This window comes from Pseudomonas sp. TNT2022 ID642, assembly GCF_028656995.1.
Lineage (GTDB): Bacteria > Pseudomonadota > Gammaproteobacteria > Pseudomonadales > Pseudomonadaceae > Aquipseudomonas.
This window is the reverse complement of the sequence record NZ_JAMDGW010000025.1, coordinates 1-18,763: the sequence shown is the minus strand read 5'-3', so window position 1 is coordinate 18,763 and position 18,763 is coordinate 1. Positions and strand designations below refer to the sequence as shown.

Sequence of the window (18,763 nt, the reverse complement as noted above, 5' to 3'; positions counted from 1 at the left end):
ATTTAGCCAGGCGTTTTTTATGGTGTGGTGATCACTCGTGATACTGCGCCGACAGCTCATGCACCGCACGCAGGAACGCACCCGCATGCTCCGGATCAACCTCAGGCGTGATGCCATGGCCGAGGTTGAACACATGCCCACTGCCCTTGCCGTAGCTGGCCAGAATGCGCCCGACTTCGGTGCGGATCGCTTCCGGTTTGGCGTAGAGCACGGTCGGGTCCATGTTGCCTTGCAGGGCAACCTTGTCGCCAACGCGTGCGCGGGCGTTGCCGATATCGCAGGTCCAGTCCAGACCCAAGGCGTCGGCGCCAGCGTCGGCGATGCTTTCCAGCCACAGGCCGCCGTTTTTGGTGAAGAGGATCACCGGCACTTTGCGCCCGTCGTGCTCGCGGATCAGGCCGCTGACGATTTTCTTCATGTAAGCCAGCGAGAACTCCTGATACGCCGCCGCCGACAGGTTGCCGCCCCAGGTATCGAAGATCTGCACCGCTTGCGCACCAGCCATGATCTGGCCGTTAAGGTACGAAGTCACCGACTGCGCCAGTTTATCCAGCAGCAGGTGCATGGCCTGCGGGTTGTCGTAAAGCATCGCTTTGGTCTTGCGGAAGTCTTTCGACGAGCCGCCTTCGACCATGTAGGTCGCCAGGGTCCACGGGCTGCCGGAGAAGCCGATCAACGGCACACGGCCGTTCAGCTCGCGACGGATGGTGCTGACCGCGTCCATCACATAACCGAGGTCTTTGTGCGGATCAGGGATCGGCAAGGCCTCGATGTCGGCCAGGGTGCTGACGACTTTCTTGAAGCGCGGACCTTCACCGGTCTCGAAGTACAGGCCTTGGCCCATGGCATCGGGAATGGTGAGGATGTCGGAAAACAGGATCGCCGCGTCCAGTTGTGGATAGCGGTCGAGCGGTTGCATGGTGACTTCGCAGGCGAATTCCGGATTCATGCACAGGCTCATGAAATCACCTGCGTGGGCGCGGCTGGCGCGGTATTCCGGCAGGTAGCGGCCGGCCTGACGCATCATCCACACCGGGGTGACGTCTACGGGTTGCTTGAGCAGGGCGCGGAGGAAACGGTCGTTCTTCAGGGCAGTCATGTCGGCATCCGGAAAAAAAGTGCGGGCATTTTCTCAGAGCTCGACGCAAAAGGCACGGATGCAGGTCAGCCTTTTGTCTATCGGGTCAATTTATTGCGTTGGAATGCAGATTTTGCAGCAACACAAAGCACTGTGGGAGCTGGCTTGCCAGCGATGCAGACACCTCGTTTTGTCAGATTGACCGAGGTGATGCTATCGCTGGCAAGCCAGCTCCCACAGGTATTGCATTGCAGTCAGCTAGACGGGTTTAGACGCCCAGGTAATCGAGGATCCCTTCGGCAGCATTGCGGCCTTCGAAGATCGCCGTCACCACCAGGTCGGAACCGCGCACCATGTCGCCACCGGCGAAGATTTTCGGGTTGCTGGTCTGGTGCTTGTACTGACCTTGCTCAGGCGCAACAACGCGGCCCTGGCTGTCGGTCTGGATTTCGAACTGTTCGAACCACGGCGCCGGGCTCGGGCGGAAACCGAACGCGATAACCACGGCGTCAGCCGGGATGATCTCTTCGGAACCCGGGATCGGCTCAGGGCTGCGACGGCCACGGGCGTCCGGTTCGCCGAGACGGGTCTCAACCACCTTCACACCTTCAACCTTGTCTTCGCCAACGATGGCGATCGGCTGGCGGTTGTAGAGGAATTTCACGCCTTCTTCCTTGGCGTTCTTCACCTCTTTGCGCGAGCCGGGCATGTTCGCTTCGTCACGACGATAAGCGCAGGTCACCGACTTGGCGCCCTGACGGATCGACGTGCGGTTGCAGTCCATCGCCGTGTCACCGCCGCCCAGCACCACAACCTTCTTGCCTTTCATGTCGACGAAATCTTCCGGCGACTTTTCAAAGCCCAGGTTGCGATTGACGTTAGCGATCAGGAAGTCCAGCGCGTCATACACGCCCGGCAGATCCTCACCGGCAAAGCCGCCCTTCATGTAGGTGTAAGTGCCCATGCCCATGAACACCGCATCGTATTCGGCGAGCAGTTGCTCCATGGTCACGTCTTTGCCGACTTCGGTATTCAGACGGAACTCGATGCCCATGCCGGTGAAGACTTCGCGACGATTGCTCAGCACGGTCTTTTCCAGCTTGAACTCGGGGATGCCGAAGGTCAGCAAACCGCCGATTTCCGGGTTCTTGTCGAAAACCACCGGGGTCACGCCGCCACGTACCAGCACGTCGGCACAGCCCAGACCTGCCGGGCCCGCACCGATGATGGCGACACGTTTGCCGGTCGGTTTGACCTTGGACATGTCCGGGCGCCAGCCCATGGCGAACGCGGTGTCGGTGATGTACTTCTCGACCGAACCGATGGTCACCGCGCCGAAACCGTCGTTAAGGGTGCAGGCACCCTCGCACAGACGATCCTGCGGACAGACCCGGCCGCAGACTTCCGGCAGGGTGTTGGTCTGGTGCGACAGCTCGGCAGCCTGAAGGATGTTGCCTTCGGCCACCAGCTTCAGCCAGTTGGGAATGAAGTTGTGCACCGGGCACTTCCATTCGCAATACGGGTTGCCGCAACCCAGGCAGCGGTGGGCCTGATCGGCCGACTGCTGGGGTTTGAACGGTTCGTAGATTTCGACGAACTCTTTCTTGCGTTGACGCAACAGTTTCTTCTTCGGATCTTTGCGCCCGACATCGATGAACTGGAAGTCGTTATTCAGACGTTCAGCCATTGTTAAAACCTCATCAAACTCTTCAGGCGCATATCACTGCGGGTTGGCACGAGTGCTGGAAAGCAACGATTTCAGGTTGGCAGCCTTCGGCTTGACCAGCCAGAAACGGCGCAGGTAGTCATCGAGGTTTTCGGCGAGTTCACGACCCCACTCGCTGTCGGTTTCCGCGACGTACTCGTTCAGCACGTTTTGCAGGTGGCTGCGATAGGCTTCCATCGCCTCGCCGCTGATCCGCTGGATTTCCACCAGTTCGTGGTTGACCCGGTCAACGAAGGTGTTGTCCTGATCGAGCACGTAGGCGAAACCACCGGTCATGCCAGAGCCGAAGTTGTAACCAGTCTTGCCCAGAACGCAGACGAAACCACCGGTCATGTACTCACAGCAGTGATCGCCAGTGCCTTCCACAACCGTGTGGGCACCGGAGTTGCGCACGGCGAAACGCTCGCCTGCGGTGCCGGCGGCGAACAGCTTGCCGCCGGTCGCGCCGTACAGGCAGGTGTTGCCAATGATGGCGCTTTCCTGAGTCTTATAAACGCTGCCTTTCGGCGGCACGATGGTCAGCTTGCCACCGGTCATGCCTTTGCCGACGTAGTCGTTGGCGTCGCCTTCCAGGTACATGTTCAGACCACCGGCGTTCCACACGCCGAAGCTCTGCCCGGCAGTGCCTTTGAAGCGGAAGGTGATTGGCGCTTTCGCCATGCCTTGGTTGCCGTGCTTGCGCGCGATTTCGCCGGAGATCCGCGCGCCGATCGAACGGTCACAGTTGCAGATATCCAGATCGAACTCGGCGCCGCTCATGTCGTTGATCGCCGACGAAGCCATCTCGACCATTTTCTCGGCCAGCAGGCCCTGGTCGAACGGCGGGTTGCGCTCAACGCCGCAGAACTGTGGCTTGTCCGCCGGGATGTGATCGCTGCCCAACAGCGGGGTCAGGTCCAGATGGTTTTGCTTGGCGGTCTGGCCTTCGAGGATTTCCAGCAGATCGGTACGACCGATCAGCTCTTCGAGGGAGCGCACGCCGAGCTTGGCCAGCCACTCACGGGTTTCTTCGGCGACGTAGGTGAAGAAATTCACCACCATGTCGACGGTACCGATGTAGTGATCCTTGCGCAGCTTCTCGTTCTGCGTCGCGACGCCGGTGGCGCAGTTGTTCAGGTGGCAGATACGCAGGTATTTGCAGCCCAGCGCGATCATCGGCGCAGTACCGAAGCCGAAGCTTTCAGCGCCGAGAATCGCTGCCTTGATCACGTCGAGGCCGGTTTTCAGGCCGCCGTCGGTCTGCACCCGGACTTTGCCGCGCAGGTCGTTGCCGCGCAGGGTCTGGTGCGTTTCAGCGAGGCCGAGTTCCCACGGTGCGCCAGCGTATTTGATCGAAGTCAGCGGCGAAGCACCGGTGCCACCGTCGTAGCCGGAGATGGTGATCAAGTCCGCATAGGCCTTGGCCACACCAGCGGCGATGGTGCCGACGCCCGCTTCAGCCACGAGTTTCACCGAAACCAGTGCTTTCGGGTTGACTTGTTTCAGGTCGAAAATCAGCTGCGACAAGTCTTCGATCGAGTAGATGTCGTGGTGCGGCGGCGGCGAAATCAGGGTTACGCCCGGCACTGCATAACGCAGCTTGGCGATCAGACCGTTGACCTTGCCGCCCGGCAGTTGCCCGCCCTCGCCCGGCTTGGCGCCTTGCGCGACCTTGATCTGCAGTACTTCAGCGTTGACCAGGTATTCCGGGGTTACCCCGAAGCGGCCAGTCGCAACTTGCTTGATTTTCGAGCTCTTGATGGTGCCGTAACGCGCCGGATCTTCACCACCTTCGCCGGAGTTCGAACGCGCGCCGAGGCGGTTCATGGCTTCGGCCAGGGCTTCGTGAGCTTCCGGCGACAAAGCGCCCAGCGAGATACCGGCGGAGTCGAAGCGCTTGAGCACCGATTCCAGCGGTTCGATTTCACTGATGTCCAGCGGCGTGTCGAGGGTCTTGACCTTGAACAGGTCGCGGATCATCGACACCGGACGGTTGTCCACCAGCGAGGTGTATTCCTTGAACTTGGCGTAGTCGCCCTGCTGCACGGCGGCTTGCAGGGTGTTGACCACGTCCGGGTTGTAAGCGTGATATTCGCCACCGTGGACGAACTTCAGCAGACCGCCCTGCTGGATAGGCTTGCGCGGGCTCCAGGCTTCGGTGGCCAGCGCTTTCTGCTCGGCTTCGATGTCGACGAAACGCGCACCCTTGATGCGGCTCGGCACGCCACGGAAGCTCAGGTCACACACTTCTTCGGACAGGCCGATGGCCTCGAACAGCTGCGCACCACGGTACGAAGCGATGGTCGAAATGCCCATCTTCGACAGAATTTTCAGCAGACCTTTGGTGATGCCTTTGCGGTAGTTCTTGAACACCTCATAGAGGTCGCCCAGCACTTCACCGGTACGGATCAGGTCGCCCAGCACTTCGTACGCGAGGAACGGATAGACCGCCGAGGCGCCGAAACCGATCAGTACCGCAAAGTGATGCGGGTCACGCGCGGTCGCGGTTTCAACAAGGATGTTGGAATCGCAACGCAGGCCTTTTTCGGTCAGGCGGTGGTGCACCGCACCGGTCGCCAGCGAAGCGTGGATCGGCAGCTTGCCCGGGGCAATATGACGGTCGCTCAGGACGATCTGGGTACGACCGGCGCGCACGGCTTCTTCAGCCTGATCGGCAACGTTACGGATTGCCGCTTCGAGGCCGAGGCTTTCGTCGTAGTTGAGGTCGATGATCGCCCGTTCGAAACCCGGACGGTCGAGGTTCATCAGCGAGCGCCACTTGGCCGGCGAGATCACCGGCGAGCTGAGGATCACGCGCGAAGCATGTTCCGGCGACTCCTGGAAAATATTGCGCTCGGCACCGAGGCAGATTTCCAGCGACATCACGATCGCTTCCCGCAGCGGATCGATCGGCGGGTTGGTGACCTGCGCGAACTGCTGACGGAAATAGTCGTACGGCGTGCGCACGCGCTGGGACAGCACGGCCATCGGCGTGTCGTCGCCCATCGAGCCAACGGCTTCGTAGCCTTGCTCGCCAAGCGGACGCAGGACCTGATCACGCTCTTCGAACGTGACCTGATACATCTTCATGTATTGCTTGAGCTGATCGACATCGTAGAACGCCGAACCGTGATCGTTATCTTCCATGGTCGCCTGAATGCGCAGGGCATTCTTGCGCAGCCATTGCTTGTACGGATGACGGGATTTCAGGCGGTTGTCGATCGCATCGGTGTCGAGGATCTGCCCGGTTTCGGTGTCCACCGCGAAGATCTGGCCCGGGCCGACACGGCCTTTGGCAATCACGTCTTCTGGCTTGTAGTCCCACACGCCGATTTCCGAGGCGAGGGTGATGAAACCGTTGGTGGTGGTGACCCAGCGCGCCGGGCGCAGACCGTTACGGTCGAGCAGGCACACCGCGTAACGACCGTCGGTCATGACCACGCCGGCAGGGCCGTCCCACGGTTCCATGTGCATCGAGTTGTACTCGTAGAACGCACGCAGATCCGGGTCCATGGTTTCAACGTTCTGCCACGCTGGCGGAATGATCATCCGCACGCCACGGAACAGGTCGATGCCACCGGTGACCATCAGTTCGAGCATGTTGTCCATGCTCGAGGAGTCGGAGCCAACACGGTTGACCAGCGGGCCGAGTTCTTCCAGATCCATCAGATCGTTGCTGAACTTGGTCCGACGGGCCTGCGCCCAGTTACGGTTACCGGTGATGGTGTTGATCTCGCCGTTGTGGGCGAGGAAGCGGAATGGCTGGGCCAGCGGCCATTTCGGCAGGGTGTTGGTCGAGAAGCGCTGGTGGAACACGCAGATCGCGGTTTGCAGGCGCTCGTCGCTCAGGTCTGGATAGAACGCAGCCAGATCGGCCGGCATCATCAGGCCTTTATAGATGATGGTCTTGTGCGAAAAGCTGCAGATGTAGTGGTCGGAGTCGACGGCGTTGGCCACCGACGAACGACGACGGGCGCTGAACAGCTTCACGGCCATGTCCTGATCGCTCAGGCCTTCGCCGCCGATGTACACCTGCTCGATCTGCGGCAGGCGCTCAAGGGCCAGACGGCCGAGGACGCTGGTGTCGATCGGCACTTTGCGCCAGCCGATCAGTTGCAGGCCTTCAGCGAGGATCTCGCGGTTCATGTTCTCGCGAGCGGCTTCGGCCTTGGCCGGATCCTGGTTGAAAAAGACCATGCCCACCGCATATTGCTTGGGCAGCTCAACGCTGAAGGTTTCCTGGGCAATGGCGCGCAGGAACGCATCAGGCTTCTGAATCAGCAGACCGCAACCGTCACCGGTCTTGCCGTCGGCATTAATCCCACCGCGGTGGGTCATGCAGGTCAGGGCCTCAATGGCCGTTTGCAAAAGGGTATGACTGGGTTCGCCCTGCATATGGGCTATCAGGCCGAAACCGCAGTTATCCTTGAATTCATCTGGTTGGTACAGACCTGCTTTCATAGACACTTTCTCACCAGGCTGCCTCTTTTCGAGGCAAATTTCTTTTCAATTCAACCACTTGCGTCCTGCGCCGAACGTACGCCGGCTTGGCGGGGGCAAAAGGGTGGTCATTGTACACAGCGACACAGAGGCTCACAAATTTGACGACGAAATGTCGCAAATTCATGTCGCATTTGTGAAAGGTTTAAAGCGATCTGCTGTGCTAGTCAAAACTTTTTTTAATTTTGACCGCAACGACTCAAAGACTACTGTGACGCAGACACCACAAGGCACGCGACCTGGAAGGAAGCGCGCACTCGTAGAAATTTTGAGGTGCTTGGAGAGGCGGCCTGGGTAAGGCCGCCGAATCTTCAGCGAGTTGTTGCCAGTTCCTGTTGGACGCTGGCGACAGTGCGAGGCCAAGGTTTACCAGCCTGAACCTTCGCTGGCAAGGCCTTGATGGCAGAAACGGCTGCATCACGATTGGCGAAGTTGCCGTAGGTGATCACATAGAGAGGCTTACCGTTGAGCACTTTCTTGAAATAACGGTACTCGCCGCCCTGCTCTTTGACGAAGTTTTGCGCAGTCGCCTCGGAGCTGGTGCCGAGGATCTGCACCACGTAGTTGCCGGTCGGCTGACCCGCGTACCAGCTGCCACCGGCGGCTTTGGCGACGGTGACCGGCTTCTCGGCCGGTTTGGCAGCAGCGACTGGCTTGGCCGGCGCTGGAGCCGGTTTGGCCACTGGCGCTGCCGGTACAGGCTTGGCGGTAGCCACTTGCGTCGGCGCCGGAGTCGGCTTGGCCGCTGGCAACGGAACCGGTGTCGGTGCAGGGCCGGCCGGAACGCCCGCAGGCGGCGCGGAAGTGGTAACGGTCGGCGGGGTGTCACTGGAACCTTCCAGCGGCACGCCATCGTCGCCTTCGGTAATGCCACCGGCCGCTTCGGCCAACGGGCCGCGCATCACCGGTTGCGAGTTGCCGACCAGCGGCAACGGCATCGGCTGCGTATTACCGGCGAACTCGACGTTCGGCGCGCCGCCATTGGCTGCACCCTGACCCAATGGCAACTGTGCCTGTTCATTGGCCGGTGCACCGGTGGTCGGCGCCTTGCTGCGACCCGGCATCAGCCAGGCGGCGGCAACCGCGACCACAACGACGGCGGAAATCGCCAATACGTGTTTCTTCGGCATGTTGAACCCCATACTTGGACGCTTGACCGCAGAGCGGCTGGCAATCATGACTTCGATCAGAGCATCGCGAGCGACCTGGTTGATGTTGCCCGGCCAACCCTCGGCGCTTTCGTGAATATCAGAGATCTGATCTGCGGTGAAAAGTTCGACACCCCGACCGGCACCTTCGAGCCGTTGGTCGAGATATTCGCGGGTTTCTTCTTCGGTGTACGGCTGCAGCTCGATGACGTGGAAACGCTCTTCCTCAAGGTGCAACGCCTCGAGCTGAGCGATCAGCGACGACTCACCGAACAGGAACACGTGCGGGCGACCTTCCGGTGCGCCGGCACCCAGCGCCATCAACGCTTCGAGGGCGGATTCATCAAGCTGCTCGGCGTCGTCCACCAACAGATAGACTTCCTGACCGGTCAACGCGAGCTGCACCACTTGCTCCAGAATCGCGCCAACGTCGGCCTGAGCGACGTTCAGTGCCTGCGCAACCTGGCGCAGCACGCCAGCGGCATCACCGGCACCACGGGCGGAAACCACCACGCTTTGCACCGACTGCTTGTTGGTGCTGGCGACCAGCGCCTGACGCAGCAAAGTCTTGCCACTGCCTTGCGGCCCGGTGACCACCAGCAACAACTGGCTGTAACGCGCCAGATGATGCAGTTGACCCAGCACTGGTTTGCGCTGAGCCGGGAAGAACTTGAAGCCCGGCACACGCGGCGCGAACGGGTCGTGGCTTAACTGGAAATGGCCGAGGAACGCCTCGTCGGCATGCAAACTAGTCATCGGAATCTTATTAACCTTTAAGCTGAGCCAGGGCGCGGTAATCCGCTCCCAGCGTGGCCTGTAGAACCTCTTTCGGATAATCGTCGGTCACTACCGCTTCGCCCATCCGGCGCAGCAGCACCAGGCGCAGACGACCGTCGATCACTTTTTTGTCGATTGCCATGTGTTGAAGAAAATCGGCTTCGGTCATTTCAGTCGGCGGCACCACTGGCAAGCCGGCGCGCTGGAACAGACGAATACCGCGATCACGCTCCTCGTCACTGATCCAGCCCAGACGCGCGGACATTTCCAGCGCCATCACGGTGCCAGCCGCCACCGCTTCCCCGTGCAACCAGACACCATAGCCCATGTGGGTCTCGATGGCGTGGCCGAAGGTGTGGCCGAGGTTGAGCGTGGCACGTACGCCGGTTTCTTTCTCATCAGCGCCGACCACCGCAGCCTTGGCTGCGCAGGAGCGCTCGATGGCGTAAGTCAGGGCTTTCTGGTCGAGCGCACGCAGGGCGTCGACGTTGTCTTCGAGCCAGGTCAGGAACGGCTCGTCGCAGATCAGCCCGTACTTGATGACTTCCGCCAGGCCGGCAGACAGCTCGCGCTCTGGCAGGGTTTTCAGGGACGCCGTATCGATCAGCACCACGTTCGGCTGATAGAACGCGCCGACCATGTTCTTGCCCAGCGGATGATTGATGCCGGTCTTGCCGCCCACCGACGAATCGACCTGGGACAGCAATGTCGTAGGAATCTGGATGAAGTCGACGCCACGCTGGTAACAGGCAGCGGCGAAACCGGCCATGTCGCCGATCACCCCGCCGCCGAGGGCGATCACGGTAGTGCGGCGGTCATGACGGGCGGTCAGCAGGCCGTCGAAGATCAGTTGCAGGGTTTCCCAGTTCTTGAAGGCTTCGCCGTCCGGCAGCACCACGGAGATCACCGAGAACTGCGCCAGGCTGCGGGTCAGACGTTCAAGATAGAGCGGCGCAACGGTCTCGTTGGAGATGATTGCCACCTGCCGCCCGTGAATATGCGGAGCCAGCAGTTCCGGCTGATCCAACAAACCTTCGCCAATATGTATCGGGTAGCTGCGCTCGCCTAGATCGACCTTGAGTGTCTGCATGTGTCCCCACAGTGAAGATGGAAGCAGGCGTCCTGCCCTGAATTATTGGTTGTCTGCGGCCTGTAACGGGTATGACGCCGCTCGCACGCCATCCGCCACAACCTCGGCGGGCTGTGACAGGACGCCGAGGATAGCGCATTTCGAGCGATGCTTTAACGGGGAGGAAGTTGCGCCAGACGATCGAGAATGTCGAGCACCACCATGCGCGGCGGCCGTTCGTCGGTTTCCACCACCAGATCGGCGATTTCCCGATAGAGCGGATCGCGAATTGCCAGCAGGTCGCGCAGGGTTTTCTCCGGATTGGCGGTGCGCAGCAACGGCCGATTGCGGTCGCGCGCCGTGCGGCCGACTTGCTGTTCGACGGAGGCGTGCAGATACACCACTCGCCCGCCCTCATGCAGGGCTTTGCGATTGGCGTCGCGCATCACCGCGCCACCGCCGGTCGCCAAGACCACGCCGTCGAACGCGCACAGCTCGGCAATCATCGCCTGCTCACGGTCACGAAAGCCGGGCTCGCCTTCCTTGTCGAAGATCCACGGGATATTGGCGCCCGTGCGCAGTTCAATTTCCTTGTCGGAATCTTTGAACGGCAGGCGCAGCTCTTTGGCCAGCAACCGGCCGATGGTGCTTTTGCCAGCGCCCATCGGTCCTACAAGAATCAAATTTCGCACAGAATCAACGACTCACAGCAATCGCCTGGTTATTCATGATACGTGGTGTGAGAAATACCAGCAGCTCGGATTTTTTCTCCGAAACCACATCACGCCGGAAAAGGCGGCCAAGATACGGCACATCGCCAAGAAATGGCACCTTATCTACGACCTTGCTTTGAGTATTTGAGAAAACGCCCCCAATCACGATGGTTTCGCCGTCATTGACCAGTACCTTGGCGTTGACCTCGTTTTTCTTGATCGGCGGCACATCCTGCACTTTGTTCAGGTAATCCGGCTCGTCCTTGGTGACCTTGACCTCCATGATGATGCGGTTGTCAGGGGTGATCTGCGGGGTGACTTCCAGTGACAGCGAGGCCTCCTTGAACGACACCGACGTCGCGCCGCTGGAGCTGGCTTCCTGATAAGGAATCTCGGTGCCTTTAAGGATTTTGGCGGTTTCCTTGTCGGAGGTGACCACTTTCGGCTGCGAGACGATTTCACCGTTGCCGGTTTTCTCCATCGCTGTCAGCTCGAGATCGAGCAAGACATTGTCAGTGATGAAGGCAATGCCGATCCCCGAGGTATTACCCACGGTCCCCATATCGACAAACGGAGAGTTGGTGCTGGTGCTGCCCGGCGTGCCGATGGTGGTCGATGTGCCATTGCTGATGCCGGACGTGTTCCAGTTGCCCTTGTTCTGGATTGACCCGCCCCAGCGTACGCCCAGGCTTTTGTCGTAGTCGACGTTGGCCTCGACGATCCGCGCCTCGATCATTACCTGACGCACTGGAATATCCAGCTGCGCCACGATCCGCCGCAGTTCGTCGAGACGATCCTGAGTCTGGTAGGCAATGATGTTGTTGGTCCGTTCATCGACGGTGATCGAGCCACGTTCATCGATTTTTGCTTCGGCACTGGTCACCGACTGGAACAACTTGGCGATGTCCGCCGCCTTGGCGTAATTCACTTGCAGCAGCTCACGGCGCAACGGCGCCAGCTCGGCAATCTGCTTCTGCGACTCCAGTTCCTGGCGCTCGCGGGCAGCGATTTCATCGGCGGGAGCGACCAGCAGCACGTTACCGATCTTGCGTTTATCCAGACCTTTGGTTTTCAGCACCAGATCCAGCGCCTGATCCCACGGCACGTTCTGCAAGCGCAAGGTGATGCCGCCCTGCACCGTGTCGCTGGCGACCAGATTGAGGTTGGTGAAGTCGGCGATCAGTTGCAGCACCGAGCGCACATCAATGTCCTGGAAGTTCAGCGAGAGCTTTTCACCGACGTACGCCTGACGGTCGGCATTACGTTTTTGCAGGTCATCGACCGTCATTGGGCGGATGCTGACGGTCAGTTTGTTGTCGGTCTGGAAGGTGGAGTACTCGTAGGTGCCGCTGGGCTCAACCGTAATAACCGTGCGATCACCGCTCACCCCGGCATTGACGAACTGCACCGGGGTGGCGAAATCCTTGACGTCGAGGCGCACCCGCAGCTTGTCCGGCAGCTGCGTGCGGGCGAAGCTGAGGATGATCTTGCCGTCATGCTCCTGGATATCCGGGGCGATGGTCGGATCGGACAGGTCGATGACGACATTGCCTTCACCTGCCGTACCGCGCTGGAAATCCACGCCGCGAATAGCCCGGCTTTTCGGCACAAAGGCCTTGGCGGGCGCAGCCGCTTTAGCAGTAGCACGAGGTGCAACGACAGCAGGATGCGGCGCAGCTGCCGCAGCGCCCTGACCGACGACCACGAACAGATTATTGCCCTCGACCCGCGTGTTATAAGGCGCCAGTTGCGTGAGACTGACGATCAGCCGCGTCCGCTCCTTGGCCTCAACCACCGTGGCCGTACGCGCATTACCACTGCCCAGATCAAGATTCTTGCTGGCCAACTGGCTGGCGACACCGGGCAGATCCAGCGCAATCCGCGCCGGTGACTCAGTGGTGTAGCCCTTGGGTTGTGGCGGCGGGCCGTCGAACGACAACTTCAACTCGACGCGATCACCCGGCAACGCCGCCACGTCCAGCGTCTTCAGATTGGCCGCGAGTACCATCGGCGACATCAGCGCTATCCATAGCGAAAAACCGAGGGTGGAGAAAATCCTGTTCATTGTTCGACTTCCACTATGAGTGCTCTTTCAAAGGAATGGTGCGCGGACGCTCGAGCCAGGCGCCTTCGCCGTCGGGCACGATTTCGACGACATCGACCTGGGTGGCGCTGATGGCGACGATGCGACCGTCGTTGCGCCCCAGGTAATCGCCGACTTTCAGCCGGTGCACCGCGCCCGCTCCGCGCAACAACGCGAAGGAGCCGGAGACATTGGAGATCGTGCCGACCATCTCGAACTGCTCGATGTTGAAACCTTCGAGGTATTGCTTGACCCGGTTGGGGTCGGGCTTGACGTTGCGCGAGCCATGCCTCTGCCCGGCCAGATCGACGCGCACCTGGCGCGAGAACGGACTGCGCAGGTTGGCAGCGCTGTAAGTGAATGTTGGGTAAGACCGAAATGTCGGGGTTGGTTCAATCTTGCCTGCCGGGCGCAGGCGCACTTCATTCAAGTAGGCATCGAGGTCACTGAAGTCATCGCTGCCGCCACAACCGTTCAACGCGAGCAGCGTCATCGACAACGCGATACAACGAATCGGGCTCATTTCTGCAGTCCCTTGTCGTTGTAGCGGTAGGTCTTGGCGAGGATGCTCATGCGCAGCTTCGGCCCGCCCTCTTTATCGGCAGGAGCGAGTTCGAAATCATGCAGGGTAACGATGCGCGGCAGCCCGGCCACGCCGCTGACGAAGGTCGCGAGATCGTGATAGGCGCCGGTGACGGTGATCTGAATCGGCAGTTCTATGTAGAACTGCTGGGTGACCTCCGGCAGCAGTTTGATCTCCTCGAACTCCAGACCACTGCCCAGACCGGTACGCGTGATGTCTTCGAGCAGCCCCGGCACTTCGGTGTCACTGGGCAATTGGCGCAACAGCACGCCGAAGGTATTTTCCATTTCCTTCATTTGCTGGGTGTACAGCTCAAGATTGGCTGACAGGCGCGCCTTGCTGGCGAACTGCTCTTTGAGGGTGATCTCCTCCTCACGCTTGAGGTCGAGCTGATTTTCCATGTCACTGATGAAAAAGTTATAGCCAAGCGCCAACACCAGCACCATCAACAGCGCTCCGGCCATGGCTTTCACGACCGCCGGCCAGGAACCGATATTGCTGGTGTCGAGGTCGTTGAAATCGATGTCGCGCAAGCTTTCCAGCCATTCGGACGGTTTCATTGGTCGTCCTCCACGGCTTGCGGCTGGGTCTGCCGTACGGTCAGTTCAAAGGTGTTGGTCTGGTCCACCTGGCCGGCGGTCGTCGCCTTGACTTCGTTGAGACTCGGCGCATCGAACCAGTCCGACGCCTCCAGATTGCGCATCAGGTCCGAAACGCGGTTGTTGGATTCTGCGGCGCCACTGATCGACAGAGTCTTGCCGACCATCTTCACGTCGGTGAAATACACCCCATCCGGCAGCGTGCGCGCCAGTTGGTCGAAGATTCGCCCGCTGATCTGCCGGTTGCCCTGCAGGTCCTGAATGATGCGCATGCGTTCGACCAGTTGCTGGCGGCGCGCCTTGAGTTCGCTGATCTGTTTGATCCGTTCGTCGACCACAGTGATCTGCTTGCCGATGTAGTCGTTGCGCGCCACTTGCCGCTCAATGGCCGCGCTGATGACCTGATCGGCAATCAGCACCGCACCGACCGAGCCGACGACAACACCGATCAAGGCCAGCAGAAAGCGTTTGCGCCGTTCTTCGCGGCGCTCTTCGCGCCAGGGCAGGAGGTTGATCCGCGCCATCAGTCGAAACTCCTGAGCGCGAGCCCGCAGGCGATCATCAAGGCCGGCGCGTCACTGGCCAGCGCTCCGGCGTTGACCTTGCTGCTCAAGGCCATGTTGGCAAACGGGTTGGCCACTTGCGTTGGCGTCTTCAGGCGTTGCTCGATCAAGCGGTCCAGCCCCGGCACCGACGCCGTGCCGCCGGCCAGCAGAATGTGGTCGACCGCGTTGTATTGCCCGGAGGCGAAGAAGAACTGCAACGAGCGTGAAACCTGCTGGACCAGCGCCTCACGAAACGGCTGCAGGACCTCGCTGATGTAATCATCGGGCAGACCGCCCTGCTTTTTCGCCAACCCTGCCTGCTCGAGGGTCAGGCCATAACGACGCTGGATTTCTTCGGTCAATTGCCGACCGCCGAACAATTGCTCGCGGGTGTAGATGATCTTGCCGTTGTGCAGGACGCTGAGGGTGGTCATGGTCGCGCCGATGTCGACCACCGCCACGGTCAGACGCTCCTGAGAGGCCGCCAGTTGCGTTGCGAGCAAGCCGAACGAGCGCTCCAGCGCATAGGCTTCGACGTCGACAACACGCGCGGTCAGCCCGGCGAGAGCCAGCGCCGCTTCACGGACTTCGACGTTTTCCTTGCGACAGGCGGCCAGCAACACGTTGACCCGCTCGGGGTTGCGCGGCGACACGCCCTGGACTTCGAAGTCGATGGCAACTTCATCCAGCGGATAGGGAATATATTGGTCGGCTTCGATCTTGAGCTGGTTTTCCAGTTCATCGTCGGACAGTCCCGCGTCCATTTCGATGACTTTAGTGATCACGGCGGAACCGGCCACTGCCACCGCCACGCTCTTGAGCCCGGTGCGCGCCTTGACCAGCACACGGCTCAGCGCCTGACCGACACCTTCAAGCTCGGCGATGTTCTTTTCGACCACAGCGTTGACGGGCAAGGGCTCTACCGCATACGCCTCGACCCGGTAGCGGTCACCCTGACGGCTCAGTTCCAGCAGCTTCACTGACGTGGAGCTGATGTCGATCCCCAGTAACGTTTTAGCCTTTTTATTGAAGAGTCCCAGCACTACCAATTCCCTATGACTTTCCGTGAGTTACGGACTCTGTAATACGCATTGCGTTCCTTCACCCCGTCTTGACAGAAGCGCAAATGACGCCCCCAGCAGAAAAGTGCTTATAATGCCCAGCGTTTTTTTCCGCTTTTTACTGCAAGCGCGGGCTGTTCTGTGTGTAGCCGGAACCCCGTCGCCAAATTCATTCTTTGCCCTGGATGTTCAAACGCCTTGATTCGTCTGCTGAAATTTTTCGGTTGGTCCATCGTCGCCGTTTTCTGCGGACTGCTTTTAGGTCTCAGCGGCGCGTTTCTTTACCTTAGTCCGGGTTTGCCCTCTGTGGAGGCTCTGCGAAGCATTCAGTTGCAGATTCCGTTGCGCGTCTACTCCAGCGATAACAAGTTGATCGCAGAGTTTGGCGAAATGCGCCGTACACCGATCCGTTTCGCCGACATTCCGCCCAATTTCATTAATGCGTTACTAAGTGCTGAAGACGACAATTTCGCCAACCACTATGGCGTCGATCCGAGCAGCCTGATGCGTGCGGCGACCCAATTGGTCAAAAGCGGCCACATTCAGTCCGGCGGCAGCACCATCACCATGCAGGTGGCGAAGAACTTCTTCCTGACCAGCGAACGCAGTTTCTCGCGCAAAACCACTGAAATCCTTCTGGCCCTGCAGATCGAACGGCAGCTGACCAAAGACGAAATCCTTGAGCTGTACGTCAACAAGATCTATCTGGGCAACCGCGCCTATGGCATCGAAGCGGCGGCGCAGGTGTATTACGGCAAGTCGATCCGCGACGTCAGCCTTGCGCAAATGGCGATGATCGCCGGCCTGCCGAAAGCGCCGTCGCGCTTCAACCCATTGGCCAATCCGGCACGCAGTAAAGAACGCCGCGACTGGATCCTCGGGCGCATGTACAAGCTCGGCAAGATCAGCGAAGCGGACTACACCGCCGCGATCAACGAACCGCTGAACGCCAGCTATCACGTGCCGACCCCGGAAGTGAACGCACCGTATATCGCTGAAATGGCGCGCGCCGAAATGGTCGGCCGCTACGGCAGCGATGCCTACACCGAAGGTTTCCGCGTCACCACCACGGTGCCGAGCAACCTGCAGGAAATGGCCAACACCGCGCTGCACGAAGGTTTGATGACCTACGACCAGCGTCACGGCTACCGCGGCCCCGAGTCGCGCCTGCCGGGCAAGACCCGCGAAGCGTGGGCCAGCGAACTGACCAAACAACGCACAATCAGTAGCCTCGAGCCGGCCATCGTCACCCAGGTCGACAAGAACGGCCTGCAAGTGCTGACCCGCACCGGGGAGGAACACGTTGCCTGGGACACCATGAAATGGGCGCGTCCGTTCCTCAACACCAACAGCATGGGCGCCAATCCGCGTCAGCCGTCGGATGTGGCGCAGGTCGGCGATCTGGTTCGTGTGCAGCGTCAGAAAGACAATTCGCTGAAGTTCAGCCAGATTCCGCAGGCACAAGGCGCGCTGGTGTCGCTGGATCCGCAGAACGGCGCGATTCGCTCGCTGGTCGGCGGTTTCGCCTTCGAGCAGAGCAACTACAACCGTGCCATGCAGGCCAAGCGTCAGCCGGGTTCGAGCTTCAAACCGTTCGTCTACAGCGCTGCGCTGGATAGTGGCTACACCGCGGCCACGCTGGTCAACGATGCACCGATCGTGTTCGTCGACGAGTACCTGGACAAGGTCTGGCGCCCGAAGAACGACACCAACACCTTCCTCGGCCCGATCCGCTTGCGCGAGGCGCTGTACAAGTCGCGCAACCTTGTGTCGATCCGCCTGCTGCAGGCGATGGGCGTGGGCAAGACCATCGACTACATCACTCGCTTCGGCTTCAACAAGCAGGATCTGCCGCCAAACCTGTCGCTGGCGCTGGGCACCGCAACGCTGACGCCGATGGAGATCGCAACCGGTTGGAGTACGTTCGCCAACGGCGGCTACAAGATCACCCCGTACATCATCGACAAGATCGAAAGCCGTAACGGCGACACGCTGTTCCTCGCCAACCCGCCGACCGTGCCTCAGGGCGGTTCGGCGACGGACGGTATCGCAGCACCGAACAGTGAGTCGTTTACGGTCAACGCCACACCGGTTGCAGGTGAAGTACCGGGCAACGCAGCCGTGCCACAAACGCCGGCAGTGGCTGAGCGGATCGTCGATGGTCGCACCACGTACATCCTCAACAGCATGTTGCAGGACGTGATCAAGCTTGGCACCGGCCGTCGCGCACTGGCCATGGGCCGCAGCGATATCGCCGGTAAAACCGGTACCACCAACGAATCGAAAGACGCGTGGTTCTCCGGCTACAACGCCGATTACGTGACCACGGTCTGGACCGGCTTCGACCAGCCGGAAAGCCTCGGTCGTCGCGAGTTCGGTGGCACTGTGGCGTTGCCGATCTGGATGAACTACATGTCGGCTGCGCTGAAGGACAAGCCGCCGCACGTTCAGCCTGAGCCGGAAGGGTTGCTGAGCCTGCGTGTGGATCCGGTCAGTGGCCGTGCAGCTACGCCAAGCACGCCGGGCGCGTACTTCGAGCTGTTCAAGTCCGAGGACACGCCGCCGTCGGTGAATGAGCTGGGTAATGGCACGGCGCCGGGCAGTCCGCTGCCGGCGGATGAGCAGGCGCCGATCGATTTGTTCTGATCCGCGACCACTGAAAAGCCCCGCCTTCGATTGAAGTGCGGGGCTTTTTATTGCCTGAAGATCAAGAGCCCCTCACCCTAGCCCTCTCCCGGAGGGAGAGGGGACTGACCGCGAGAGATTCGCAAGTTACACCGACCTGAAAGTGCATCAGCGCCTATGGATTCAACACAACACGTTCAGGTCGGCGCAACTCCCGAGCATCCCCCAATCAGTCCCCTCTCCCCCTGGGAGAGGGTTAGGGTGGGTAAAGACCGGG

At 60.3% G+C, this 18,763-nt stretch carries 12 protein-coding genes; 1 reads left to right on the top strand and 11 read right to left on the bottom strand.

What is annotated here, in order from left to right:
* Positions 1-31 precede the first annotated feature (31 nt).
* The 11 genes from hemE to M5G26_RS23625 form a co-directional block, all read right to left on the bottom strand.
* Positions 32-1,099, bottom strand: a complete 1,068-nt coding sequence (gene hemE, locus M5G26_RS23675) for a uroporphyrinogen decarboxylase (protein WP_038360078.1) — start codon at positions 1,097-1,099, stop codon at positions 32-34.
* Between the two features lie 247 nt (positions 1,100-1,346).
* Positions 1,347-2,765, bottom strand: coding sequence for an FAD-dependent oxidoreductase (locus M5G26_RS23670; protein WP_007909438.1), 1,419 nt, complete (start codon positions 2,763-2,765; stop codon positions 1,347-1,349).
* Between the two features lie 33 nt (positions 2,766-2,798).
* Complete coding sequence (gene gltB, locus M5G26_RS23665; RefSeq protein WP_273916617.1) at positions 2,799-7,244, bottom strand: glutamate synthase large subunit; 4,446 nt, start codon at positions 7,242-7,244, stop codon at positions 2,799-2,801.
* 350 nt (positions 7,245-7,594) lie between these two features.
* The gene (locus M5G26_RS23660; RefSeq protein WP_134175926.1) at positions 7,595-9,187 is read right to left on the bottom strand and encodes an AAA family ATPase; all 1,593 of its coding nucleotides are present in this window, start codon (positions 9,185-9,187) and stop codon (positions 7,595-7,597) included.
* A gap of 10 nt (positions 9,188-9,197) precedes the next feature.
* Positions 9,198-10,298, bottom strand: a complete 1,101-nt coding sequence (gene aroB, locus M5G26_RS23655) for a 3-dehydroquinate synthase (protein WP_134175927.1) — start codon at positions 10,296-10,298, stop codon at positions 9,198-9,200.
* A gap of 152 nt (positions 10,299-10,450) precedes the next feature.
* A complete protein-coding gene (gene aroK / locus M5G26_RS23650; RefSeq protein ID WP_025110261.1) occupies positions 10,451-10,969 on the bottom strand; it encodes a shikimate kinase AroK in 519 nt (172 codons plus the stop codon).
* A gap of 4 nt (positions 10,970-10,973) precedes the next feature.
* Positions 10,974-13,055, bottom strand: a complete 2,082-nt coding sequence (gene pilQ / locus M5G26_RS23645; protein WP_273916616.1) for a type IV pilus secretin PilQ family protein — start codon at positions 13,053-13,055, stop codon at positions 10,974-10,976.
* A 13-nt stretch (positions 13,056-13,068) separates the two neighbouring features.
* Positions 13,069-13,596, bottom strand: a complete 528-nt coding sequence (locus tag M5G26_RS23640; RefSeq protein ID WP_273916615.1) for a pilus assembly protein PilP — start codon at positions 13,594-13,596, stop codon at positions 13,069-13,071.
* Positions 13,593-14,216, bottom strand: coding sequence for a type 4a pilus biogenesis protein PilO (gene pilO / locus M5G26_RS23635; RefSeq protein WP_134175930.1), 624 nt, complete (start codon positions 14,214-14,216; stop codon positions 13,593-13,595). Before pilO ends, M5G26_RS23640 begins: the two co-directional genes overlap by 4 nt.
* Positions 14,213-14,779, bottom strand: a complete 567-nt coding sequence (locus M5G26_RS23630) for a PilN domain-containing protein (RefSeq protein WP_273916614.1) — start codon at positions 14,777-14,779, stop codon at positions 14,213-14,215. Before M5G26_RS23630 ends, pilO begins: the two co-directional genes overlap by 4 nt.
* The gene (locus M5G26_RS23625) at positions 14,779-15,843 is read right to left on the bottom strand and encodes a pilus assembly protein PilM (RefSeq protein ID WP_273916613.1); all 1,065 of its coding nucleotides are present in this window, start codon (positions 15,841-15,843) and stop codon (positions 14,779-14,781) included. The genes M5G26_RS23630 and M5G26_RS23625 overlap by 1 nt, the downstream gene beginning before the upstream one ends.
* A 219-nt stretch (positions 15,844-16,062) precedes the next feature.
* On the opposite strand from M5G26_RS23625, the gene M5G26_RS23620 reads away from it, so the two are divergent.
* Positions 16,063-18,507 carry a penicillin-binding protein 1A gene (locus M5G26_RS23620; RefSeq protein ID WP_401047932.1) on the top strand — a complete coding sequence of 815 codons (2,445 nt, stop codon included), beginning with the start codon at positions 16,063-16,065 and terminating at the stop codon, positions 18,505-18,507.
* Positions 18,508-18,763 lie beyond the last annotated feature (256 nt).